This window comes from Vibrio sp. KUL78 (assembly GCF_059725505.1).
On sequence record NZ_AP045839.1, the window covers coordinates 90,465 to 112,298 of the forward strand.

Genomic DNA, 21,834 nt, shown 5'->3' on the forward strand with positions numbered 1-21,834 from the left:
GAAGGGGTGATTTTTGATAATATGCCTTCGGTGAATGATTCCGTGAAACGTATTCACTAGCATGTATTTTAGATAGTGGTAGTTAATATATTTAACTTGCTTGCTTGGTATCCTCAAATACTATAAAAATACCGGGTAATGTATAAAAATAACAACAAATCCTAAATTGGCCAGTGCAGCAGGAATCGTCCGCACTGGCCATTTTCTTTAACAATAATAACGGTTTGCGACACGCGTAAACTGCTTCTGCTCCAAGATCTTAGCTAGCCCAGCTCGCGACATTGATAGTTGACGCGCAATGTTCTCAAAATTAAGCCCATTAGGATGTTGCTTTAGCAGCTTCACGGTATCTCTAGTGATTTTCTTTCTATTGTCTTTCAGGTTGAGTAGAGATTTGCGGATCACATGCAACCAGTCGTCCTGACCGTAACGAAGGAATGCAACACCATAACGTTCAGCCAAACGTTGCGCCATGTCAGCGAGCTTGTGGTCTCTGGTGATAATTGTCACATGGTCAATTAGGCCTTCCTGTAGCAGTGTGTTTGCCTCTAAGATTAACTCCAAATCCGCGGCTTCTTTACGGCATTCCACCCGTTTGAACTGCAGGTTATCAATGTTGACGCTGCAAGATTTTGTGGCGGATGACGCGATGACACTAACATCACGTCCAGAGAGATCGCGTAGAGTTAGCGGTATGTGAAATTGATCGGCGTCTATTAAAACTAACTTCATGAGATGTTCTCCATTATTGACTATAAACTAGTGAGAAGCCCTAATAGCTGCTCCTCGAAGCCACTTACGGCCGCGTGAACTCAGAGCCGCATGAATTCTGTGGTTTTGAATGAAAACAGAGCCAACCAATCGTGCTCGCTTCAGAGCCAGTACCTCGAGACGTTCGTTTCCATCAATGGTCTCTCCTAGTGCGATGCTATACAGGATTGATACTTGTTCCTTAGTCATACAATCACCACTCTTTTGCTTGAGTTAGCTCTATTAAACACCACGGCTGAGCCACAAAAGTCCAAATAAGCAGCCAAAAAAGCCAAATTTTAAAAAAATTGTGTTTAGCAGGACCGAGATTGAACTCAGATTAGTAATGATGAGTGCAAAAAGTAACGGTAGAGGTGAGATGTGAACGGATATATCGTGCCAGTGAAACAAGTTGAGGGCGTCTATTTTAATGTAGGCATTCCCGTTGTGCTGTCCAATATAGGGTATAGCAGTGTGTCAGGGCTGAACAACCGTGTGTATCACCTTACGGTTTCGCAAGGCTCTACTTGGTATGACTCAGAGCAATTGGTTGAGCAGTTGATCACTTGCCGAAAAATATTAGAGAAATCGCGTCAAGATATGGATTTCTACCTGTTGAAAATGAACATTGGCCGCGGTGCTCCGGCCGACCAGCGCTATCTTGATGCACTTAACAAAGTAGTTGAAGCAGAACCGACAACAACGTTCAAGCTCTGCGGCAATTATCATCGCCAGCTTTTAAGTCAGACTGAGTTTCGAGTACTTGTATTGGATTTTAGAAACAAACAGACAGAGCTGGATCTGACCCCAGTTTTAATCGATACAGTGCCAAGGCCTGGTGAACTTTCAGTATGCGCTCCCGCACACTTGTTACATTGCTACCCCCAGGCTTCTGCTCGAGAGGTTGGATGCGTTAAGTTAAAGCTGTTTGCCAACATCATCTATTCAAATGCGGTACTTGTGCTTCGCGATAGGACAAATCGACAGCTGTGCGAAACAGTGCATCATTGGTGTGCGACGTTTGGGATCCAATGCTTAGACTTCCACGTGGAGAAGAAAGGCATTTAAGGGTGGTCTTTTTGGCTGCTTAATTGGTTCTAGCATGTTTTCAACTCACCATACTTGCCCTAAACATAGGAGCAAGTATGGACAGATTCACACGATCGCTGCTTCTTTTTAGCGCGACACTATTTCACTATCAATTGGCAGCAGAGCAAAAGGTTGACCCGAGCGTCTTTGGTGAAGTTGATATCAAACAGTCTGCTTTCTACCAAACGCCAGGCATTGTAATTGCTGAGCTGGAGTCAGGTGATATCTACCTTGCGACGGCTGATGGCCGCTTTGTGATAAAAAACCCGACCATCATCCAATCTGTAAACGCTAAGGTTCTCAATTCCTTTGATGATTTCAAATTAGCGATGACACCGACGCTTCATGATATGGGGATTGAGCCGAGGGAGTATTTTGTAGGTTATACCATCAATAAAGGCGCAGCTGATTTTGGCGGAACCTTATTCGTTGCACCAAACTGCTCTGCGTGTAAAACATTCAAGCAAGAGCTGCAGTCTCGCTATCCCTCCAAACAATTCTTTATAGCCATTGCCCCCATTCTTTCCGCAGACGATTACAAGAACACCATTTTGGCTTCGTGCAGCGCAAATCCAGAAGGCGCTTACCAGGCACTTCTTCGTGGTAGCTTCAGTGAGCATCGTTTCCCGAAGGTGGGTGATTGTAAACAACAAGTCTCTGATGTGAACGTTACCGTTGCTGGGTTGCGTCTACTTAGTACTGGCCAGATGGGGGTACCAACGTTTGCTGGTGGTGCGAACACTCAGGTCGGTTTGCCCAAAGATTTTGCCAAATTCGAGCGTGTTTTTTTCGAAGGAGCTAAACAATGAAGAACCTCATTCTCGCAATCATGCCATTGCTGTTGGTCGGATGCTCAGTCGTGGGGCATGAAGAAGAGCAGACATGTGCAGGCTCGACTCATGGTATCAAGTGCGCTTCGTCTCGCGAAGTCTATGAAATTACCAACCACTACAATAACGCCGAAGATTATGCCAAAGACACGGGTGATTCTCGGGTAGTGGTTCTAGATGAAGAAGGCAAGAAAGTGCCATATGGCACAGTGGTAAGTCCGGAAGAGTCAAGCCAACAATCGAACACAAGCTCCCCGTCAACACACACTGCCAAGCCTTATGTAAAGCCTGATCCGTACCAACATCTCATGCTACCAGCCCCTGAGCCAGTCGCTATGAGAAGACCCGCTGATATTGTCCGCAATCTGATACGTCCATATGTCGATGTAAATGACAGACTTAAAGTTCCAGGTCATAGCTACATTGAAGCTCGCTCTCGCACATGGGTTATTGACCGGAATGCGCGCAGTCAAGCAAATCAATTTATCGATGTAGGATTAAGACAGTCGTCGCAGATTCAATCGTATCAGGTCAAAGATAGTGGCGAGATTGGCGTAGAAAGCCGAAATGGTCAGGCTGCGCCATCGCCTTCTGAAGTGAAGGAGCAGGCTAAGCAGAACGCATTCAAGCTCATGCGAGAGATCCAATCAGGAGGTGACCAATGATTGCAGATTACTATGAGCGTCAGAATAAAGAAGGGAAATTTTCAGACCTTTTACCTGTCATCGACTATGTGAAGAAACCTAAAGGCCGAGAACGATTTGGGTACTTTGTACTTGATGACGGATACATCGGAAGAATGTATGAGCTAAAGCCTGTGTCTGGTGGTAATGTAGAGCTTCAGAACATGATGGAAGACATCTTTAAAACAGAGTTTCCCGAAGACACCTTTGCGCAAGTGATGTTGTGGGCAAATGAAGATGTCAGTGGATTCGAGCAGAACTTTGCACACTTCCATGGCGGTCGACAATCTAACCCAGAGACTGATGAGAAGCTCACGGCAATGTCGAAAATGATAGCAAAACACTATCGTAGATCGGCGGAGAATGGTTTTGATAATAGCAATTGCCGAGCTCGAAACTTTAATGCTTACCTGACCATAAAGATCCCTGTTAAAGGCCGCTACGGTCGACCATTGGATAAGGAATTCGATGATTTCTACGACAAATGCATCACCATAGAGGAGACACTCACAAAAGTGGGACTGCGACCACAAGAGATGGATCAGTGGGACTGGCTGTCGGTCATGCAGCGAATGCACAATCGCCGAGACTCGGCGAGCTGGCGTAAAGGTAAAAAGAATAAGAATGAGTTGTACATGGCTCGCGAGCAGGTCATGGAAGTAGGTGGAGCGGTCGAGTTCCAGAGCGATAAAGTATTGATTGATGAAAAACCAATTGCTTCTCTTTCGCCAAAGACATATCCATCTGCGATTGGATTCGGAGACATGCTCAACGTCTTCTCAGACTGGCGGTTTGGTCACAATACTATTTGGTCAAATTTTGCAATTGTCCTTAATGTCCATTTCCCAAACCATGACAAAAAGAAGCGCTCGAAATATCGAATGCGCAAAACCATGGATATGCAAAGGGGTAACAAGCTCGTCAACTGGTCTGAGAAAGTGAGATGGCAACTTGGTGACTTGGACGAAATGTATAAAAAGCTCGAGGCAAAAGGCTCACGCTTGGTGAACTGCCACTTGCAGTTTTTCGTGTGGGGAGACGATGAAGAAGATCTTCAGCGTCAAGTTTCGAGAATGAAGAAAATCGCTAGTTCACCGGCAGGCTTCGAACTTGAACTAGATAAATACATGACAAGCCCCTTATTTCTTCACTGTACGCCTTTTGGTCCTGACAAGCCCTCAATGGATTTTATTAACCGCTATCTATTGATGCCATCGGACGTGGCTGCCTTCTTAACACCAGTCATTGCTTCTAGCGATGGTAATGCCCCGCATGAGCCCATAGTGCCCTTTGTGACAAGAGACATGCAGCTCTTTGGATTCAACCCTTATCTAACGAATGGCTCGATGAACTTTTTAATTAGTGCCGAGTCGGGTAGTGGTAAGAGTTTTGTTATCAACTACATCGCAACTTGCATACTCGGTAGCGGTAAGAAGCCATCAAGGTATCTGCTGTCACTTTTAGAAGAGATGTCTGAGCGTGAGCTTGCAACCCTAGCCAAAACGTTACCAGCCATGAACATGAAGCATTGTGACGGCGGCATGGTCATGATTATTGATGTTGGCTACTCATATAAAAACTTGTGTGAAGCGCTGAACGGACAATACATCACGTTTGGCGAAGACATGAAGTACTCACTTAACCCATTCCCGTCAATCGTAGAGTGGGGTGGTAAAGACGGTCAATCTGGCATGATTTTAGACTTGTTGAAGTGGATGGCTGACCCTAAAGGTCGTCTATCGCGGATACAAGAGGCTCAGATGCCCGAAGTACTTCAAAGTATGTGGAACGATCATAAGCAAGCATCGAGCGTTACTCTGTTTGCTGAATACTGCAAAAAACATAAGCTACCTGAGATCCAAGAAATCGCTCTCATGATTGAACCATACTGTGAGGGCAAAATTTACGGTGATATTTTTACAACCAAAAAGCCACCACCGGATCTCGACAATCCATTCATTGTTTGTGAGCTCGAAGAGCTTAAGTCGCTACCAGAAGTCCAATTGTTAGCGCTGATGCAAATCATTAATTTGTGTTACAGGCACTTCTTCCTGAGTGATGAAAATCCATCAGACAGGCGCCGTAAAATGCTAGTTATAGATGAGTGCTGGGAGTTTCTGCAAAAATCGGAAAACGGTAAGGAAGGGGAAATGAATCCGGTTTCTAACTTTCTCGATCAGGCCTATCGTCGGTTTAGAAAAGTGGAAGCGTCCGCGGGTATATGTACCCAGATGCTATCTGATATTCACGAAACCCAACTTGGTCGCAGTATCGCAGCAAACTCAGTCTATCGATTCTATCTTTACCAGAAATCGGACACTATCAATACAGTTAAGAAGAATGGCTATTTGGACTTAACTGACCAGCAATTCGAACTGCTGAAATCCGTTCGCACGGTCAAGGGCAAGTATTCAGAAATCTTCCTGCAGATTGGCGATGAGATATCTGAAATAGTTCGGCTCTACGCACCCAAAGAAATGCTCTTGATGTATTCAACCGATCCACAAGACCGGCAGGATTTAGCACGCTATCGAGAGATGGGGCTAAGTTTGGACGAAGCGATAGAGCGTGTGCTTGAAGATCGCGGAGATAAGAGTTTTGGCGATGACATCAAGAACAGAGTAAACGAGTTCGATGAAGAAGACGCCTTCTTTGGCTTTCTAGATGAGGGAACGAGAAATGAAATGGTGCACTAAAAACAAACTTCTGCTTCTACTTGCCTTGATATCACCAGTCGCGTTGGCTACAGGCGGTTATACTCAGAGTGCTAAAGGGCTTCTAGATGGGTACAAACAAGCGTGTGACACATGTTCAGATACTGTTGAAAAACTGGCTGAAAATGTCTCAAGGGCGTGCTCAATTACGACCAGCGAGTTTATTGTTCAGACACCAAACCTTTTAGGTGTACAGATGTTGGCAATTGCACAATCAGTGGGCCACCCTCAGTCATATCTTCTAGATCGCTTTGCGCTTTCCAACCTGGATTGCAATAACTTAGGTGCTTGGTCAGAAAAAATTGTCGACTATTCATACACGCTCGATGAGTACAATGCCGACGTTGATTCTGCAACTTATACCGCGCCAGTGGTTCAGTAATGAAATGGCGCATTGTATTCTTTGTTATTGTTTTTAATTGCGGTTTGATGCTATTTCTTGAGAATCAAGTTAAAGTGGAGCGCCTCAAAACAATGTCCGGATTAGCAGCATCACTATACGAAGTGACCCCTACATCAAGTAAAGCGATGTCTGAGCCATTATTGGCGCGAAACAGAGAATTTGCAGAGTCTCAAGGTGGTATACAGCGGGTAAGATTGGTAACTCAGAACTGCGAAAATACCGCCCCCGAAACCGTACTTTGCCATGGCAGTTTTCAGACAGACTTTAAGAATGGTGAGAGTAGCCTGTTATGGTCAGTATCAGTGAGTTTCGATACTCCTGACGTTGGAAAAATAACGGATATCGGAAACGATGTGGCAATGATAAACACGCTTTCTACCCCTCCTTTTTTTGAGCCTCAGATCTAAAATGGAAGCCCTATGGATAGCCTGACAACCACCAAAGCTCTGGCATGCTTTACCATCGTTCAGCTAAGTATATTAGTAGTTGTGTTGGTAACGCTGCACTACTTTGAAGTGTATTGGTTACGTGATTCTTTGATAAAAATGAGCCCCATCTCTACCTGTCTGGCCATGTTGCCCTACACACAGAATTCTCTGCCACCCCTGGTAGGCGCGATAGCCGGTGTGCTTATTGGAGCTATTGTGTTTGTGACTCACTTGATATTGATAGCATCTTTAAATTTACAGGATGGTGTCGATGTTAAAGATGGTCTTCAAGCTTGGGTGATAGTTTTAAGTGCAACAGGAGCGGCAATGTTTTGTGCGCGTCTTTACTATCCGTTCTTTACCATACTTAGATTGCGCTTTCGCTTCTAAGGAGTATTGATGTGGAACCATTTATCGTCGCGCTAGAGTTTTCTCCTTACATTTATTGTAATAGCGTCACCGCACTATGAAGCTTGTAGACTAAATTGGTTTTGGGAACTGCTTTCCGACTCCAGTGGAATGTCGGACTTGCTAGAACCATTGGTATGCAAGAGATTAAGAATCAGTGTACAACGTGTCCCTCAACACTAGATATGTGCACTAGCGTCGTAAACTGCTGTCATTTCCAAAACTAGGGGCCTTAAGACCAATAATTTCGGCAACTGAGCTCGTTACTCCTTTGTATTCTGTCCCAAACACGCATTACCCTGTAGAGGTATCGGGTTTTGATGTTAACCGTCTTACTGTTATAGCAGCCAACAGCCTCCCAGACGTTTTGTTGTACCGAAGGGTGATGAAGGCATTGGCGGAAGATATCGGCTGAAATTGAGAAATTGAGCTCCACATTAGAAGCAACATCACTCCAACTCTTTCCGGGGTAGTGGCGCTCGATGTATTCGTGATGGATTGTGTTTACCTGAGCAGGTCCCAGGTCGCTAGAGCCATCGGTGTTGGCCACAACTTGTCCTTTTTTGCCGCCTTCAGCAATTACGAGTAAGTTCAAGAAATCGCGGGGTACTTTTTTCTTGTCAGCAATCTCTGTAACTGTCACACAGCGCTCTTCATGTGTCAGAGTTGTTTGGGGTAAGTCGTCATGTATAGGAACATCGAAAAACATAGCAAGCACCTCACTTTACGTCGCTTAAATCAAAATCTAGTTTGTGAGGTGTAGTGGTGACGAAAGAACTTACTTAGTAAGGCTGAGATTGGTTGCTTAATTGGCTATCACGAAAAGTTGTCTAGCAAATAGAAACTAAGTGGCGGTAAGCATGTGCTAACAACACTTAGTGTACTACTGCGCACATTTCCTCCGCAGCAGTTTCATCCTGAACCTCTGTTTGGGCTCGCTGAATCACTTTCCACATTATTATCTATTAAATACAGGCAATCGCGCCCTCCAATGAATTCCTACTAAGTCCTTACAGAATTTTTTGTTTACCCATCGATGACTCAGCTCTGCGATATTGTTCAAATAGCTGATGTCGATTATCCCTATCAACCACAACCTAAATAACCACCTCAACCAAAGTTACATATTCCTTGCATCGAGCACAGCGTAGTTACTTCTTCTGACACCCTATCTTGCAACAAACCATGTTGAGCTACCACACTATTTAGAAAGCTATTGAAAGCCTCTTCAACGCATTCAGGATGAAAGTATTAGTCAATGACGTCTCAAATTCACCGACTGCTCAAACGGCCTACAACACGACTTTGTGGCACAACCGATTAAAAATGGCAATTCTCAAAAGATCGCAGTTAAAGAATTTGATTTCAAGGCTTTTCGTATTTCAAATAGTCACTCAAAAACGTTATTGACACAGGTTAAACAAAGAGGAAAGTTTATTTTTTATACGGTAAAAATGAACGATAATGCATTCAAAAAGATTTTAACCATTATGCATTCTGTTTATTTGACACTATTCTGACATATTGGAATAGTAATCTTGATGCATGTTTTCATTTATCTGATGATTCTATTCTATGCAGGCCAACAAGATCTCTATTAATAAAATACCAATCTCTTATCCACTTGAACATACTATGTCTCATAGTTTGGATGACTATGTTGAACAAAAGCTCCCAATTGATTTATTGGAGCATGTTGCTGTTAATCGTATTCCTATAGTAGTCGAAGGTGTTAGACGAAGTAGCCATTTGTCTAACCAGATTAGATTTGAATATCGTCAAACTAGTAGGGTTGTTAATTGTTACAGGCCTTCTTGGCATACGTCAGTTGACGTTGATAAAAAGGAAGTCGTTATACTTCGCATCCCTTCGGGTTATGATTATATCCGTCATTTTTCATCATTGGTTCTTCATTACTTGAAAGGTCGAGTTTCAAATCCACAAGAACTTATAACCATTAACTATGAAAAATTAATGGATCGCAACTACCCAGTCGCAACTGGACTCAACGACCTTGAAATTTCTCCTGGTAGTAAAGTTATTATCGGATGCTGTGACTTATTGGTCGATAATATGAAGAACCAAATTCTATCATTTGAAGAAAATGAGTTCTATTCTATCTGGAAAGCAAAAGGGAATGTCGTATTTCTTGGTTGCAAATATAGCTTTTGGGGGCGCCTATCAGGTAGCGTCGTCCGTTTTATATGCGAAAATTTTTCCCCGTCAGAAATCATCTATTTCGGAAAGTTGGGTACGCTTACTTCCCCTTCCGATATCTATGAGAAAATTTTCACGCCATCGAAGTACCAGATGTACAGCAGTCTTACAAAGCTTGGTCAAACCATTAACTTAGAAAATAGCATTGCACAGTTTAATAACAACGGATTAGACGGTATACATGCGTCGGTTCCCACGATAATGGAGGAGACGTTTCTGCAGCGTCAAACGTTAGAAAAGGGAGGTGTAGAGTCAATTGACAACGAATTGGCCTTTATTGCTCGCGAAATTCACCGTTTTAACGTTCGGACCGCTTCTGAAGTTAAGTACTCTCCAATCCACTATGCTACTGACTACCTTAGGAGCTCCACTGACTGGTTTCTAGAAGTTCCTCATGATCTAGCGCGAGGGCGAACCCCTCTATCTTTGCACAAGAAAAGCATCATTATCAGCAAAATTTCTGACATTATAAAAAGCTATCTTTGGTAACCTATGTTCTATCAACTTATTTCTATTTTTCTGAATGCATTTTCCGTATTACTCGCCAAACTTAGCTTAAGCTTTAATAATGGTGGTGTTTTTCTTTTATGCTATTCAATGACTTTCATCTTCCTTTCATTGATTCATTCTCGGTTTAACGAAATGACTCGTTATCTTTTTTCTTACAATGGAATAACCGCTGCTATCTTTAATACAGTCGGGACATGGTGTTTTTATAGTGGACTTGAGGAGCTTACACCTGGAACACACTCTTTTATAGCGCGTAGCTACATTGTGTTTGGAATTGTCATTTCAGTACTATGGTTTCGTGAGAAACTGACGATGACGAAATTGTTTGTGTTGTTAGCGTGTATTGTTGGTGTGGTGCTTTCATCTCTACCTGAATCTACAGGTAACGTGACTGTACGAGCAGTGATATTGACATTGTTCTCTTCTTTATGCTTTGCACTTAATTATGCAGTTTTAAAGAGAAAGCCTATTGATGTTCATCCTTGCGCGCCTTTAGGTATTAACGGCTTTATGTTACTGCTTGTGGCTGTTTATTTTTTCGAACCTTATGATGGTGAGTTGTTTTCTTATGGTTTTCAGTTCGAAAATCTATTGTACAGTCTTTTAAGTGCAGTTTTTATTTACTATTCAATGTTTGCATATATTAAATCAGAAAAGGACATTGATTTTCATGTCGCCACTGCGCTACGTGCACTCTCACCCTTGGTCGTAACTCTTATTTCGCTGCCTCATTTTGGCTATACAGGTGGACAGGTTAAGGTGTTTGGTGAAGTGCTCATTATTATTTCAATGATTGCAGTGGCTATCACACCGCCCTCTTACTCAAAAAGGAGAATTAGCTAAATGAATATTGAACGAGAGCGTCCTTATCTAGCCATCTACTGCATCGTATGCAATGGTGACGGTGTACTTATGCTTAGGCGTGCAAATACAGGTTATGCTGACGGAAAATGGTCGTTTCCAGCAGGTCATGTTGACGAAGGCGAATCTTTGACTTTGGCGGCTAGTCGCGAGTTAAAAGAAGAGACTGGTCTCGATATACCGCAAAAGAATTGGGAGTTTCTTTCTGTGATGCATCGAAGAACGACGGATCGCCGAGTAATTGATGTATTCATGAAAGCAACAGATTGGCAGGGTAATCCAGTCAATAATGAACCTCATAAGTGCAGCGAACTCGAATTTGTCTCTTTATCAAATTGCGAACTAGATGTGGTTGACTATATTGCGCCTATACTTTTTTCTCTATCTGGAGATGCAGTATCGCCTTATCTTGAGTGGGGTTGGGGCAATAGTGAAAATGATTAAGTCCGTTAGCCCAAAAGTTATCACAGAGAACACTGTGGAGGCGTACAAAAGTGGTTTACTTGCATATCGTGATTACTCGGGCACAGCTACCGTGGTTCGTGATTATGAGAAAGCGCTAGAAGAATACCTTCAAGTTAATCACGTTATCGCAGTTTCATCTGGTACTGCAGCTATCCATAGTGGGTTGGTTGCTTTAGGAGTAAAAAAAGGGTCTCGAGTCGCAGTTCCTGCAATCTGTGCTGTGATGACCGTGTTACCACTTATTCAACTTGGTGCGATACCAGTCGTTATCGATTCTGATGGCGATTCATTTTGTATGCTTCCAGATCAGCTTGAACGTGAAATGTTAAAAGGCTTAACAGCGGTTATTGCCTGTGGAATGTGGGGAAATCCAGGAACATCAGAAGCGATGTTGGTATTATCAGAACAGTATGGTGTTCCGATTTTGGAGGATGCGGCACAATCTTTTGGTGCGTCAACTTCAGGTGGGGGGGAGGGACTTAAAGGTAAACTAGGTTGTTTCAGTACTCATGAATACAAACTGCTTTCAACTGGGGAAGGTGGTTTCATTGCAACTAACGATGCTGATATTGCAGCTCGACTACGTGTATTTATTCGTGTGGGTTATGACGGAAAAGCCTATGGTAATCTGCCTGGTGTCAATTACAAGCTATCAGGCTTTCAAGCTATTGCTGGTAAAATTACGCTAGGTGGGATTGGCAACTACATTTCACATCGCCAGAATTTATGCGCTGCTTGGAAAGAGTGTCTGTCTGATTTACCTAATTTGTCATGTATCCCTATGGTTAATGACGGAACAAGTGCACCTTATGCGTGTACGATGCTTTTCAATGACCATACCGATGGGGTGTGGGTCGCGAAAGAGCTTGCATCAAGAGGCTTAGTTACCGACCCATATCGATATGAATTGAAACCAATTACACACTATCCTGTTTTTTCTGAATTTCACCCTGGAGATAGGTCGCTAGGTCATGCAGAGTCCCTTATTCAAAAGCTATTGGTGTTGCCTGTAAATGAGAATATCAATTTGCGGGATATAGAAGAGGGAAGTAGAGTTATTAAAAGTATTCTTAAGCTTTGATTTGTGAGTGTTAGAGATATAAAGCGTACACACTATAAAATAGTGTGTACGAATTTACGCCTAAGTCGGATGGTAGTTAAGCCCTGTAGATTAGCGTAAATCCACATCTATCAACTAGGAAGAGATCGCTACTTGGTAGTGATGAGGTTAAATAAGTGATGCTGTCGTGTTAGGTGTATTCTATTGCTTGGCCTTTCCCTGACCCCAGCTCCAATCATAATTACCAAGCCCGATCAGTCCGTAGGATATGAGCAGCACACCTGCTATACCCATAGCGTTTCCTACGAGTAATGGAAGTGTGTTAATTTGGCTAAGTTGATTGAATTGGCTAACAGTAAGAAATACTAAGCCAAGAATGAATGAGAATAATGGCGCTCGCCAACTTAAGAAAATTCGCACGGCTACAGGTTGGGCGGCCGTGATTTGACGTTCAATTTCCGCTATTGATGATTTGCAATTTGGTTTATTCGTCACCTTTCCCTCCTCCCCTGAACAATAAACGTCTTGGTGTTACCCTCGTAGCGCAACTAGGTTGAAAGCTAGAAAAACTACCTAGTAAAGTGATTCTATTGAGTTGTGAACTATAGAAGGTGTGAGCTTCATCTATTAGGATACGCGGAGGACCGGGTTGTTTGTCCCTAAAAAAACGACCGCGAGGCAACTGGTCATTGCGATTTAGCTTGCGCAACCATTCGCGAAATGCTGCTGTTTTTAAATGTCTTGCTTTTTGCCGATCCACTGCTTCTACAAACGTGTCTATTTTGAGTTCAACCGGCAATGATTTCTTTGAATCCATTTCAGTAGTCTCCCTTACATCTTGATTTGTGGTCTGTTAATCGAAGGTTTACACCATCGACCACTTACGTGACTCATTGGTTAGACGCTTATAATTAAGAAGACCAAAACGTGATTCTAGGGTTTGATTTATGAAGTCAATGGCCATGAATCTGTTTGAAATGGGTTTTCGCAACTCATATTCATGATCAACTAACATATAGACGGTATCGCCTGTTGCCGTGAGGGCAAGCCAGGGTTGAGCTCCGCCTGTCGGATAGCATGATACATAGTGGCCGTCATTCTCAATAGTTATCATTAACCCCCCGTAGTTCGCCCCCGAAGCAAAACCACAGCGCTCCACTTTTGCTTTGATCCGATAAGGAGGCGTGTCGACTGAAGACAAAGCCTGAACAACCGAACTGTGTATTGGTTTTGATGCCCAATCGACTTCTTGTCTCTTACTAAAGAACATGCATTAACCTAAATGATTTTGTTTACGTTAGAAGCTTTGCTTAAAGAAGTTTATTTATCTTTTAGTGTAAAAATATAGCAGTAAATCAATCTACAAATAGAGCGCATGAGTTGTGCTGCGGTTGAATTTATTAATATTAGTTTTGTGGTGATAAAATGAGAATTGATAAACCATTGGGTAGGCACTTTCAATCGTGCTTTTACTCTAAAGGTAGCGAAGTGTTTGGTAAATTATTCGGTGTCGATATCCTATCGTTGCAGTACTGCAACCAATGGTACGGCTAATTGGCAATTCAGCTCCCGTTCGTTGTAAGGTTTGAAAAAACACAATGACTTGGAGCCTTTGAATGAAACAAATATTTTGGACTGCTGTCTCTGTTACCTTTCTAACCGCTATCGGTTTTTTAGAAATAGGTACTGGTTGCAGATTTATGGGTTTGTGCTGAGCTACGCCGAAAAAGGAAATGCAGATGAAAGATCTTGAGCAGCTTCGATCAATGCCACAAAAGCGCGATGCGGTACTGGCGCTCGTTGCATTCGTTAAAAAACATTGGAGTCTGGTGAACCCAACTACTCAAATGCTGCATCGGCACCCAATTTCCCAAGCCTCTCTGTCTGATAGAGATCTAGCGATTATACTGCCATTTTTTGGCACAGCTTCTGAGATCAAGAAGCTAGAGGAAGCGATGAATATTGAGACGACTATTCCGGTCAAAGCTTCAAAGCCGCTCAAAGATTCAAAGCAAGAAATTCGCTTAAGTAGGGAGGAGATTAGGTCGAGAAAAGATCAGGTGCTCGTCGATAGTACTGTCGCGGGTATAGCCACCAGCACAGATCGTTTTTTGGTGATGATGCTTGCAAAAACCGCTCAATCACGAAGAACTCATGAGCAGTTCAACGTCAATGAGCTAGATACTTTAAGCATTAAAGACCCTGCGCTCAGACGGCGTGTCGAAGCGTTGCTTGGGTCAGCTCATTTAACAGAAAAACTGGTCAATGGTTTGGCTAAAACACTCTAAGATAGCGCTACGCTGTGTTTTTCATACTAATCCACTAGGTATTCCAATCTGACCGCTTAATCCCCTTAAGCGAAGAGTCAATGTCATAGACTCCCATTACTTAAATAGGGAGCTTGATTATGTGGCGTCGCACTTTAACGTATTTCAGTCTATTCACGTTCATTTTTCAGTTAGGCAATCTAAGCTGGTACAGCGCGCTGCTGGTGGCTTCGTATACCCCATACAGTTTTGCCGCCGAACAAACTCCTTTTCAGGGCGCAGAGCAACTAAATAGCCAAGTAACCCAGGGTTTTGCTTTGCCCACTATGGATGCAAGTGGCAAGGTGAACATCTACGGGCGAAATGAGCACGGTGAAATAGTCACGACTCAATTTGGTGAAGGGGAACTGTTGGGTGAGGGTTATGAGCAAGCGAGAGATAATAGTCACTTTCAGGCTGCAGATGCTTATCAGAATGAAGCGGAATTAGAGCGGGATAAACAAACACTTCGACAACGGATTGATAGAAACTCTGTAGGCTCTGAAACAGATTATGATGTAGCAGCTTGGAACACGCTGAACGACGCTCGTGGTAACAGAGTCTTCTTAGACTCTGATGACACTATCATGACTGACACGGAAACCTTGTTCAATGATCTTGCTGAATCATTGGAAGGAGAGAATGATTGGTTTAGCGACTGCACAACACAGAGCAATACTTTTTCAGTTAATAAAGAATACTTAGGTAAAACAAAATATGAGTGTCAGGAGCCTGATACTACCAATCTAAACTACTGCGAAATTGAGCGTTATGTTGACTACCCAGTTATCAAGACGAATGGTACAGGTACCTTGTCTTATGTTGATGATCATACCTTTCAACTGATCGTTGGTAACCCGTCCGCTCAAATATGGGGGCAATGCGCTGAGTACAATTACAGTGTTCAAATAAAAATCAGAGAAGACTTAGAGATCGAACAGGTCAGAATGAAATACGCCTTGTTTGACGACCACATTCAAATCTATCTGAACAACGATATCATCTATCAACATGCGAATGTCTCGGGCTTTTGGCAAGACGAGAATGGCTTTCCATATACTAACTACAACCCTAAACCTCCCTACTCACCTTCGTCGGAAATATATGGCGCTCCGGGAATGACACCATATGGTACCTGTGAACGAAGTACAATTTGGAAAATTGGTGACGGTGGTACTCATGGTGGATTTCCTAATGGTGGAGACGTAACAGAGCGATTCGAGCAAGCACGGGCTACCGGTCATGGGCTTGTGAATTTCCGAAATAGGGTAGCAGCAGCAGACTGGGGTTTCTCGTACTCAATTATAGAAATTAAAACAAAGAACAGAGCCTCACCTAAAGAGTTCATCGAGCAGACGCCACCTGGGTGCGCAACACAACTTGGCTATGTGCAGCCGCGTTCTACGTGCGATATTCTCGGCAGTCCGGGAAGTAATCCTTATATCAATCCTCAATGCAATGCAGATCAGACATTCGGTAATGGCCAAGTAGGTCAAGTTTGTACGTTTAGCGAGTGGGAGTGTACCGACGCTTCAACACCACCAGACACATACTACCCACATGTCTCTAGCTTTCCTCCAATTAGCTCAGGTGTTACCACGGATTCTAAGCAGTGCACCAAAATCAACGCCAAAGATTATCAATGTAACCCGCTGCCTGGGATGCAAGTTTGCCAGTATCCAAATTACCCAGATGATTCAGATCCGGTTTGTAGCGATTTCACATCTCTAAATCAAAACGCACCCGATCAGTGTGCACCTTATCGTGATAACCCTGATTGTGAGCTTGTCGACAGTGAACCTTCATTTAGTGACCCTGTCACTGGTAGGGTCTACATTCAGGAGTCGACCTATGAATGTAATACCTACACGTCTAGAGACTATGCCTACACATTAGAGGAAGACATTTGTAGTGGAGAGATGCTATGCGTGGGTGGCGAATGTAGTTTTCATGAGCTCGAGAACAACGCCGACTTTGGTGAAGCGATGGCCACATTTAAAATGCTTGAGGATATTAAGCAGAATCTGACTTGTGAGAATCCCGACGATGTAGAATCATGCCGCGTGTTTGAGGGTCAAGCTCGTTACTGTGGTGTAGAGAAAACTGGACTTGGTTACAACTGTTGTACATTGTCAGCAGGCCAAACGAATGTGCTCGACTATCTTAAAATGACCTACAACGTATATTCGTTAGAGCAAGCGATGGCGGGTTTAACGGATCAGGGAGTTATTGGTGCCTGGGGTGAACAAATACCAACACCAATCAGTGATGGGGTATCGTACGTGACGGATAGCTTCAGCCAAGGGTATGACTATATTGCGCGTGAAGTATTCGACGTAGAATCTGTCGCTAGCGAAGCTGGTGAAACGTTAATGGGAGAAGCAGTAAGTCAAATAAAGCAGGAGATGATGTCTTTTGCATTTGAATCGCTTGGTGGAGCAGAAGGACTAGGAGGACTGTTATTCGAGAATATCGGCGATAAGGCGGCAGGAGAAACGATTCTCCAATTGAACCCTGCAATCAGTGGTGCCTTTTCTGCAATTGCTGGTATATACGCAGCGTATCAGGTGGTCAAGCTTGCTATACAAATGATTTCGGCTTGTTCAGACGAAGAAATGAGCATGGGAATGACGATTGATGAAGGTAAATGTATATACGGAGGTGAAAGCTGTCACATTGACACCTTCTTTGGATGCCTAGTTGAGCGCGAATACTACTGTTGCTATCCGTCACCACTTGGGCGAATCATCATGGAACAAGCTGCCCCACAATTAGGTATGACACTCGACCCAATGAACGGGCAATGTAAAGGCATGACTCTGCGTCAAATTGCCGAGCTTGATTGGGATCAGATAGATTTTAGTGAGTGGGAAGCAATGATAATGGCTTCCGGACTGGCGGTAGAGCATGATGACTTAACACTAGATAATCTGTCTAGTAAACCTTGGATGCCTAATAACGACAATGCACTTGACCCAGTTTCGCTAAATGAAGAAAGATTTCGGGAGCAGAATATTCAACAGAACATAAACGACCGTCGAGATCACTTGCAGTATGAAGAGAACCTAGACTGCTCAGTAGTACCTAGACCTGAAGTATGTGGCTCACCTTTAAGGCTTGTTGAATAAAAAAAAAGCTCCCTAGGGAGCTTAAAGTGGGTAAGTTAAGCCTTTTGGCGTGAGCTGTTTTCTAAACTCGTCATTTGACGCAGTTACGTGAGGTGTTACACCATTATGCGGTTTCACGAAGAAATACACATTTTGGTCAGCATCTCGCACAGCTGAAATGTTTAATCCAATACGCTTAATCTTTCCGTCGTCCTCAAATTTCGCCGCGTAAGCAGGGAAAATATTAAAGTGATTTGGAGGTAGTTGATCATCTAATAGGTTCGACTTTTCAAAACCATTTAGGACTAAAACCTTGTAGCGAATAGGCATCACATCAGAACCATCTAGCTCTTGGTTCAACTCATTGCCAAAGGTACTTGAAGCAACTTGGTTATAGCGTTTGAATTTGGCGCTAGATGTACTTATTGAAACACCAACCATCGAAAACGGCATGTCTTCGGTGTGTAAAGTACGTAAGACATCAGGTTTGTGCACCTTATAGCCTTTAATCAAAAAGCTATCAGTACTATAAACCGTAGGCTCAAACTCAACCTCACAATTACAGTCAGAAGCAATTTTCTCTAATTGTTCTTGTGAAATTGGGTTGTTATCAAAGCTTAGGTTGAGGAGATAAGTTTGAATCTCTTTGTTAGATGCATCTCTCCATTTGGTCGCATCCAAGAAAGCTACGTTACCACCATACTGCAAACCACACTTATTGTCGGCTACCATGGCGTTGTTAAGACCCAGTAACAGACCACCACTTGAAGCTAAAACGCCTAATCCAACACTTCCAGCATATCCAAGTGCACTTACATCATTGAGCGTACTCTCTGGAACCTCGCGGTCTTCAAAGCAGCTACCGGCTTTAATTGACTTTACTACTTGTAAAGGGAGTGAATCATCTTGTTCGATGACATAGTTTGTGTTTGCACAAGCAGATAAGAACGCACCACACACAATAGAAATTAAATAACGCATAATCGTATCCTCATTCGTCCTTGAAAGTGACGATATTCATGCAGCAGTATAGGGTACAGTTGCATAAAATGTAGTCGATTTTCAAAGGGGGTTGTCTCGGTTAAGAGTGAAAGCTACAAAAGTAGAAGCCGTTGGCAGCGGCATAACTGATGATGGTCAAAGCCAACAATAGTTGGCGATATCACATCGAAGGTTATCCTCAGTATGGCAATCACCATTTTTCAAAAACCAATTAAGCGACCGAAATGCGATGATAAAACACTGGGTGTAGGAGGAAGTCCGCCTGGCCTGCATGAATTAATTTGGCCGTTTCACAGACCTGCTCTAGAAGTAAGGGAAAGAAATGATGGGCAGTTCGGATGAGGGTCTAAAAGAATGTATGGTAGCGGGTCGATGAAGACCCACTACAAACTGAGCTACTTACATAACGAACGATGTTAACTGCGGGCTTGCGTACAACTGCTTGACGTTCATATGTTTAGATAAATGGTTTACTGACAGCGTTGTGTCATTTTGAACAAATTTGTTCATGTCTTTCAGTGTTGGGAACTTGCCTGGGTAAGGCGTGCCACACCAATCTGGATTCTCGTCGATGTTGTATTGATAAACAGTTGGGACACCATGAGGATAGCTGTTTTTATCCCATAGAGGAATGACCAATGGTTCACCATTAATGGGTTGAACATAGCTCGAAGCAAGTGCGCTTGTGCTAGCAATGACGGTTGATAGAGCAAGTAGTTTTAGATATTTGAACATGTAAGTAGCCCTCCAGTGGTCTACGTTGAATGTTTAATTAGTACTACTATTGCAGTGTGCTTTAAGGCGCTTCCGCTGCACCAATAAGCAACTATATGCCTTTCTACTAAACCATGTGACTACTTGCAGATGCAACCAATTACGTTAGATTTTCAGAAAATCGATACTTTAAAACTAGTATTTCTCTACAGACTAAACTTTCAGTTTAGAAGCGGGATGCCTAGCTTAGTACGTCAAAACTAGGTCACGCGTCTACGATATCAATGCTTAATAAGGCTTGACCTTTCACAGCTTGTTTCAACTTTACGTGCGACCATTCATTGGTAGACATCAGTGACCTGATCGTGTTCTTATCGCCCTCAGACATACAAAGACCAAAAATAATCTCTCGAATAGCGCTTGGTTTAATATCCTGCAATCCATTATGTTCCGCCATTAAACGTACCTCTCGCTCATAGCTCCAGCATTGATGCTTTTTAGTAAGCCCGGCAAACAACAGGTCTAAATTGCATTCGATGAGGTTGCTAAATGCATCATCTGAATTGTAATACGATTTTGAGAGCTTTCGTTCTAAGGTTTCAATGTATGGATGCTTTTCTTCATAGAGCACATCGCGAAGGTAAATAGGATAATCATAGTTCGACAAATGGTGAGTCAGATTGGGGGCAAAACCGATGCACAGTCCACGGTGTGAATCGGCATAATGTGACCACATAAGTATGTTGTCGTGGTTTCGCGATAGGCTGTAGATGCCCATGTGCTTAAGCCTTTCTGTTACAAAGTCGTCTTGTGCCTTGAACGCATCTGGGTCGATGTTTGGATCGTTTATCCTTAATTCTCTGATGTAATCTTGCGGGCGGATTTGTGCATCAAAGGGATCATTGAACATTGACGATATGGGTAAAAAGATCTGCTTGTTAATGAATATCTCCAGCGTATACCGAGACATATCGCGATACTTATATAGTACTTCGTCTACCAAACCGTCAATTTTCTCTGTCATTCTTTATCCTACTGAAAGTGCGCTAAAAGCCAGACTTATCCTCAAAAATTGTGGACAAGTTTTAGGCGTTCTTCATAACTGAAACGACATCGTGGCCCACATTCTCTTCAGAAATTATCTCGTAGTGGTACGAAGTATTATTTAGGCTGTAGGAGCCAATGACACTTGCAAGCTCTTCACGACGCGTTTTGTTGAGTAGAAGGTGTATGTTGACTGCTTTTATATGGTGATTATCGTCACTGAACGCTTCATGGATATCACTTTCCAGTAGATAAGCTTTGGTTCCGGTGATTGATCGATCATCGAACGAGGTAACTGGCGTAATACTGATACACAGTACCGCTTCCAACTCTTTTATCAGGTACCCAAATACCTCAACATCATTGCTAGCGGTGTGCTGCGGTGTGCGGCTCAACTCTTCAAGTGCGATTAGAGCGGTCTTCCCTCGTTTAGCGAGGACGTCGATATTTTTAAGCTCATTTCGAACAGCGCGGTAATCAGCATTGGTTAAGTATGGCTTAATGAGTTTCCGCAGCGTTTGGTTCTGAGTTTTTAGTGGAACATGTTTGCCGGGCATTTGACCATAATAAGACAGCAGGATGTGTGTTGTAGCCGCGCGAAGTTGTTGACTGTAGTCCATATTATTCAGTGTTTTAAAGATCTAATATGAAAGGAGTATATCAAGATAGGACTGAACGTGCAGAGATTCAACAAATGACGAAAGGCGTCATTACTAATCAATGCGATAATCGTCATTCTAGAGCACTATAACTAAATAGAAGGGTCGCCAATAAGATAAACAAGAACAAGAAAAACCAAATACCTCGATAACAAAGCCAACTTTTCAGTTCATAAAGCGATATGGATCGCATTTATTTACGATTTCATCTCTATGAAAAACGTGGACACGTGGCACGTTTTACCAAGGCTCGGCCTCTTAGATACTATGCAGAAAAACAAGGAGCTTAACGATGAAGAGAATAAACATAAGACGCAGTGGGTCGTCACAAAATGATCACCCTATTGTGTTGAAACAAGCGCGAATGTCCGTGGAGTCTATATCTGTAGATCGTAAAACTGTAGGAGGCATTGTTATACCATTTAGAGTACCGTCTGCAGGTGGTGGGTACACCTCTGTTACCGTAGAGATCCCCTTATGCGAGCTCGCAAATATGTTTATGGAAGAGTTAGAACCCATAGCTACAACAAGCTTTCAGAACACCTCACTCATCCAGAGGGCACAAATGGTCACTCAGAGAAAAA

23 protein-coding genes are annotated in these 21,834 nt (G+C 43.0%); 13 read left to right on the plus strand and 10 right to left on the minus strand.

Features of this window, described 5'->3' with window-relative positions:
• Positions 1 to 207 precede the first annotated feature (207 nt).
• Together AC6I8Y_RS26100 and AC6I8Y_RS26105 are read right to left on the minus strand one after the other, a co-directional pair.
• Entirely contained in the window at positions 208 to 732 is a 525-nt protein-coding gene (locus AC6I8Y_RS26100; RefSeq protein ID WP_353500310.1) for a hypothetical protein, read from the minus strand.
• Positions 733 to 759: 27 nt separating this feature from the next.
• On the minus strand, positions 760 to 960 hold the full coding sequence (locus AC6I8Y_RS26105; RefSeq protein ID WP_498023338.1) for a hypothetical protein: 201 nt from the start codon (positions 958 to 960) through the stop codon (positions 760 to 762).
• A gap of 171 nt (positions 961 to 1,131) precedes the next feature.
• Between AC6I8Y_RS26105 and AC6I8Y_RS26110 the strand changes: the two genes are divergently transcribed.
• From AC6I8Y_RS26110 to AC6I8Y_RS26140, 7 genes are all read left to right on the plus strand, one after another.
• Entirely contained in the window at positions 1,132 to 1,818 is a 687-nt protein-coding gene (locus tag AC6I8Y_RS26110) for a hypothetical protein (protein WP_498023339.1), read from the plus strand.
• 77 nt (positions 1,819 to 1,895) lie between these two features.
• Complete coding sequence (locus tag AC6I8Y_RS26115; RefSeq protein WP_498023340.1) at positions 1,896 to 2,648, plus strand: hypothetical protein; 753 nt, start codon at positions 1,896 to 1,898, stop codon at positions 2,646 to 2,648.
• The gene (locus AC6I8Y_RS26120) at positions 2,645 to 3,334 is read left to right on the plus strand and encodes a TraV family lipoprotein (protein ID WP_446569758.1); all 690 of its coding nucleotides are present in this window, start codon (positions 2,645 to 2,647) and stop codon (positions 3,332 to 3,334) included. Before AC6I8Y_RS26115 ends, AC6I8Y_RS26120 begins: the two co-directional genes overlap by 4 nt.
• Positions 3,331 to 6,048 (plus strand): TraC family protein, encoded by a 2,718-nt coding sequence (locus AC6I8Y_RS26125; RefSeq protein WP_498023341.1) that lies wholly within the window; start codon positions 3,331 to 3,333, stop codon positions 6,046 to 6,048. Before AC6I8Y_RS26120 ends, AC6I8Y_RS26125 begins: the two co-directional genes overlap by 4 nt.
• Positions 6,032 to 6,448: a hypothetical protein gene (locus AC6I8Y_RS26130; protein ID WP_498023342.1), complete on the plus strand. Its 417-nt coding sequence runs from the start codon at positions 6,032 to 6,034 to the stop codon at positions 6,446 to 6,448. The genes AC6I8Y_RS26125 and AC6I8Y_RS26130 overlap by 17 nt, the downstream gene beginning before the upstream one ends.
• Positions 6,448 to 6,876, plus strand: a complete 429-nt coding sequence (locus tag AC6I8Y_RS26135) for a hypothetical protein (protein ID WP_446569755.1) — start codon at positions 6,448 to 6,450, stop codon at positions 6,874 to 6,876. Before AC6I8Y_RS26130 ends, AC6I8Y_RS26135 begins: the two co-directional genes overlap by 1 nt.
• A 12-nt stretch (positions 6,877 to 6,888) precedes the next feature.
• Complete coding sequence (locus AC6I8Y_RS26140; RefSeq protein WP_498023343.1) at positions 6,889 to 7,287, plus strand: hypothetical protein; 399 nt, start codon at positions 6,889 to 6,891, stop codon at positions 7,285 to 7,287.
• A 250-nt stretch (positions 7,288 to 7,537) separates the two neighbouring features.
• Here AC6I8Y_RS26140 and AC6I8Y_RS26145 read toward each other — a convergent pair whose 3' ends face one another.
• Complete coding sequence (locus AC6I8Y_RS26145) at positions 7,538 to 8,014, minus strand: lytic transglycosylase domain-containing protein (RefSeq protein ID WP_498023344.1); 477 nt, start codon at positions 8,012 to 8,014, stop codon at positions 7,538 to 7,540.
• A gap of 866 nt (positions 8,015 to 8,880) precedes the next feature.
• On the opposite strand from AC6I8Y_RS26145, the gene AC6I8Y_RS26150 reads away from it, so the two are divergent.
• The 4 genes from AC6I8Y_RS26150 to AC6I8Y_RS26165 are packed head-to-tail and all read left to right on the plus strand — an operon-like array spanning position 8,881 to position 12,439.
• Positions 8,881 to 10,011: a hypothetical protein gene (locus AC6I8Y_RS26150; RefSeq protein ID WP_498023345.1), complete on the plus strand. Its 1,131-nt coding sequence runs from the start codon at positions 8,881 to 8,883 to the stop codon at positions 10,009 to 10,011.
• A 3-nt stretch (positions 10,012 to 10,014) separates the two neighbouring features.
• The gene (locus tag AC6I8Y_RS26155) at positions 10,015 to 10,875 is read left to right on the plus strand and encodes a DMT family transporter (protein WP_498023346.1); all 861 of its coding nucleotides are present in this window, start codon (positions 10,015 to 10,017) and stop codon (positions 10,873 to 10,875) included.
• Entirely contained in the window at positions 10,876 to 11,337 is a 462-nt protein-coding gene (locus AC6I8Y_RS26160; protein ID WP_498023347.1) for an NUDIX domain-containing protein, read from the plus strand. It begins immediately after the preceding gene.
• Complete coding sequence (locus AC6I8Y_RS26165) at positions 11,330 to 12,439, plus strand: DegT/DnrJ/EryC1/StrS family aminotransferase (protein ID WP_498023377.1); 1,110 nt, start codon at positions 11,330 to 11,332, stop codon at positions 12,437 to 12,439. The genes AC6I8Y_RS26160 and AC6I8Y_RS26165 overlap by 8 nt, the downstream gene beginning before the upstream one ends.
• A gap of 180 nt (positions 12,440 to 12,619) precedes the next feature.
• On the opposite strand, the gene AC6I8Y_RS26170 is transcribed toward AC6I8Y_RS26165, so the two are convergent.
• Genes AC6I8Y_RS26170 through AC6I8Y_RS26180 form a run of 3 tightly spaced genes read right to left on the minus strand, consistent with a single transcriptional unit; the run spans position 12,620 to position 13,688 of the window.
• On the minus strand, positions 12,620 to 12,913 hold the full coding sequence (locus tag AC6I8Y_RS26170; protein WP_498023348.1) for a hypothetical protein: 294 nt from the start codon (positions 12,911 to 12,913) through the stop codon (positions 12,620 to 12,622).
• Entirely contained in the window at positions 12,903 to 13,235 is a 333-nt protein-coding gene (locus tag AC6I8Y_RS26175) for a hypothetical protein (RefSeq protein ID WP_498023349.1), read from the minus strand. The genes AC6I8Y_RS26170 and AC6I8Y_RS26175 overlap by 11 nt, the downstream gene beginning before the upstream one ends.
• A gap of 48 nt (positions 13,236 to 13,283) precedes the next feature.
• Complete coding sequence (locus AC6I8Y_RS26180; RefSeq protein ID WP_498023350.1) at positions 13,284 to 13,688, minus strand: hypothetical protein; 405 nt, start codon at positions 13,686 to 13,688, stop codon at positions 13,284 to 13,286.
• A 469-nt stretch (positions 13,689 to 14,157) separates the two neighbouring features.
• Between AC6I8Y_RS26180 and AC6I8Y_RS26185 the strand changes: the two genes are divergently transcribed.
• Together AC6I8Y_RS26185 and traN are read left to right on the plus strand one after the other, a co-directional pair.
• Complete coding sequence (locus AC6I8Y_RS26185; protein WP_498023351.1) at positions 14,158 to 14,706, plus strand: hypothetical protein; 549 nt, start codon at positions 14,158 to 14,160, stop codon at positions 14,704 to 14,706.
• 119 nt (positions 14,707 to 14,825) lie between these two features.
• The gene (gene traN, locus AC6I8Y_RS26190; protein ID WP_498023352.1) at positions 14,826 to 17,852 is read left to right on the plus strand and encodes a conjugal transfer protein TraN; all 3,027 of its coding nucleotides are present in this window, start codon (positions 14,826 to 14,828) and stop codon (positions 17,850 to 17,852) included.
• A 21-nt stretch (positions 17,853 to 17,873) separates the two neighbouring features.
• Here traN and AC6I8Y_RS26195 read toward each other — a convergent pair whose 3' ends face one another.
• The 4 genes from AC6I8Y_RS26195 to AC6I8Y_RS26210 all read right to left on the minus strand — a co-directional run bounded on the left by AC6I8Y_RS26195 (position 17,874) and on the right by AC6I8Y_RS26210 (position 21,211).
• Positions 17,874 to 18,812, minus strand: coding sequence for a hypothetical protein (locus AC6I8Y_RS26195; RefSeq protein WP_498023353.1), 939 nt, complete (start codon positions 18,810 to 18,812; stop codon positions 17,874 to 17,876).
• A 420-nt stretch (positions 18,813 to 19,232) separates the two neighbouring features.
• Positions 19,233 to 19,568, minus strand: a complete 336-nt coding sequence (locus tag AC6I8Y_RS26200) for a hypothetical protein (RefSeq protein WP_498023354.1) — start codon at positions 19,566 to 19,568, stop codon at positions 19,233 to 19,235.
• A gap of 244 nt (positions 19,569 to 19,812) precedes the next feature.
• A complete protein-coding gene (locus AC6I8Y_RS26205; protein WP_498023355.1) occupies positions 19,813 to 20,571 on the minus strand; it encodes a DUF2971 domain-containing protein in 759 nt (252 codons plus the stop codon).
• A 61-nt stretch (positions 20,572 to 20,632) separates the two neighbouring features.
• Positions 20,633 to 21,211, minus strand: coding sequence for a hypothetical protein (locus AC6I8Y_RS26210; protein ID WP_498023356.1), 579 nt, complete (start codon positions 21,209 to 21,211; stop codon positions 20,633 to 20,635).
• Between the last annotated feature and the right edge of the window lie 623 nt (positions 21,212 to 21,834).

Coding starts and splice junctions, on each gene's coding strand:
- AC6I8Y_RS26185 (WP_498023351.1), top strand. CDS start 14,158: ATGAAAGATCTTGAGCAGCTTCGATCAATGCCACAAAAGCGCGATGCG.
- AC6I8Y_RS26150 (WP_498023345.1), top strand. CDS start 8,881: ATGCAGGCCAACAAGATCTCTATTAATAAAATACCAATCTCTTATCCA.
- AC6I8Y_RS26205 (WP_498023355.1), bottom strand. CDS start 20,571: ATGACAGAGAAAATTGACGGTTTGGTAGACGAAGTACTATATAAGTAT.
- AC6I8Y_RS26210 (WP_498023356.1), bottom strand. CDS start 21,211: ATGGACTACAGTCAACAACTTCGCGCGGCTACAACACACATCCTGCTG.
- AC6I8Y_RS26180 (WP_498023350.1), bottom strand. CDS start 13,688: ATGTTCTTTAGTAAGAGACAAGAAGTCGATTGGGCATCAAAACCAATA.
- AC6I8Y_RS26155 (WP_498023346.1), top strand. CDS start 10,015: ATGTTCTATCAACTTATTTCTATTTTTCTGAATGCATTTTCCGTATTA.
- AC6I8Y_RS26135 (WP_446569755.1), top strand. CDS start 6,448: ATGAAATGGCGCATTGTATTCTTTGTTATTGTTTTTAATTGCGGTTTG.
- AC6I8Y_RS26200 (WP_498023354.1), bottom strand. CDS start 19,568: ATGTTCAAATATCTAAAACTACTTGCTCTATCAACCGTCATTGCTAGC.
- AC6I8Y_RS26175 (WP_498023349.1), bottom strand. CDS start 13,235: ATGGATTCAAAGAAATCATTGCCGGTTGAACTCAAAATAGACACGTTT.
- AC6I8Y_RS26195 (WP_498023353.1), bottom strand. CDS start 18,812: ATGCGTTATTTAATTTCTATTGTGTGTGGTGCGTTCTTATCTGCTTGT.
- AC6I8Y_RS26120 (WP_446569758.1), top strand. CDS start 2,645: ATGAAGAACCTCATTCTCGCAATCATGCCATTGCTGTTGGTCGGATGC.
- AC6I8Y_RS26130 (WP_498023342.1), top strand. CDS start 6,032: ATGAAATGGTGCACTAAAAACAAACTTCTGCTTCTACTTGCCTTGATA.
- AC6I8Y_RS26115 (WP_498023340.1), top strand. CDS start 1,896: ATGGACAGATTCACACGATCGCTGCTTCTTTTTAGCGCGACACTATTT.
- AC6I8Y_RS26160 (WP_498023347.1), top strand. CDS start 10,876: ATGAATATTGAACGAGAGCGTCCTTATCTAGCCATCTACTGCATCGTA.
- AC6I8Y_RS26140 (WP_498023343.1), top strand. CDS start 6,889: ATGGATAGCCTGACAACCACCAAAGCTCTGGCATGCTTTACCATCGTT.
- AC6I8Y_RS26100 (WP_353500310.1), bottom strand. CDS start 732: ATGAAGTTAGTTTTAATAGACGCCGATCAATTTCACATACCGCTAACT.
- AC6I8Y_RS26165 (WP_498023377.1), top strand. CDS start 11,330: ATGATTAAGTCCGTTAGCCCAAAAGTTATCACAGAGAACACTGTGGAG.
- AC6I8Y_RS26105 (WP_498023338.1), bottom strand. CDS start 960: ATGACTAAGGAACAAGTATCAATCCTGTATAGCATCGCACTAGGAGAG.
- traN (WP_498023352.1), top strand. CDS start 14,826: ATGTGGCGTCGCACTTTAACGTATTTCAGTCTATTCACGTTCATTTTT.
- AC6I8Y_RS26125 (WP_498023341.1), top strand. CDS start 3,331: ATGATTGCAGATTACTATGAGCGTCAGAATAAAGAAGGGAAATTTTCA.
- AC6I8Y_RS26145 (WP_498023344.1), bottom strand. CDS start 8,014: ATGTTTTTCGATGTTCCTATACATGACGACTTACCCCAAACAACTCTG.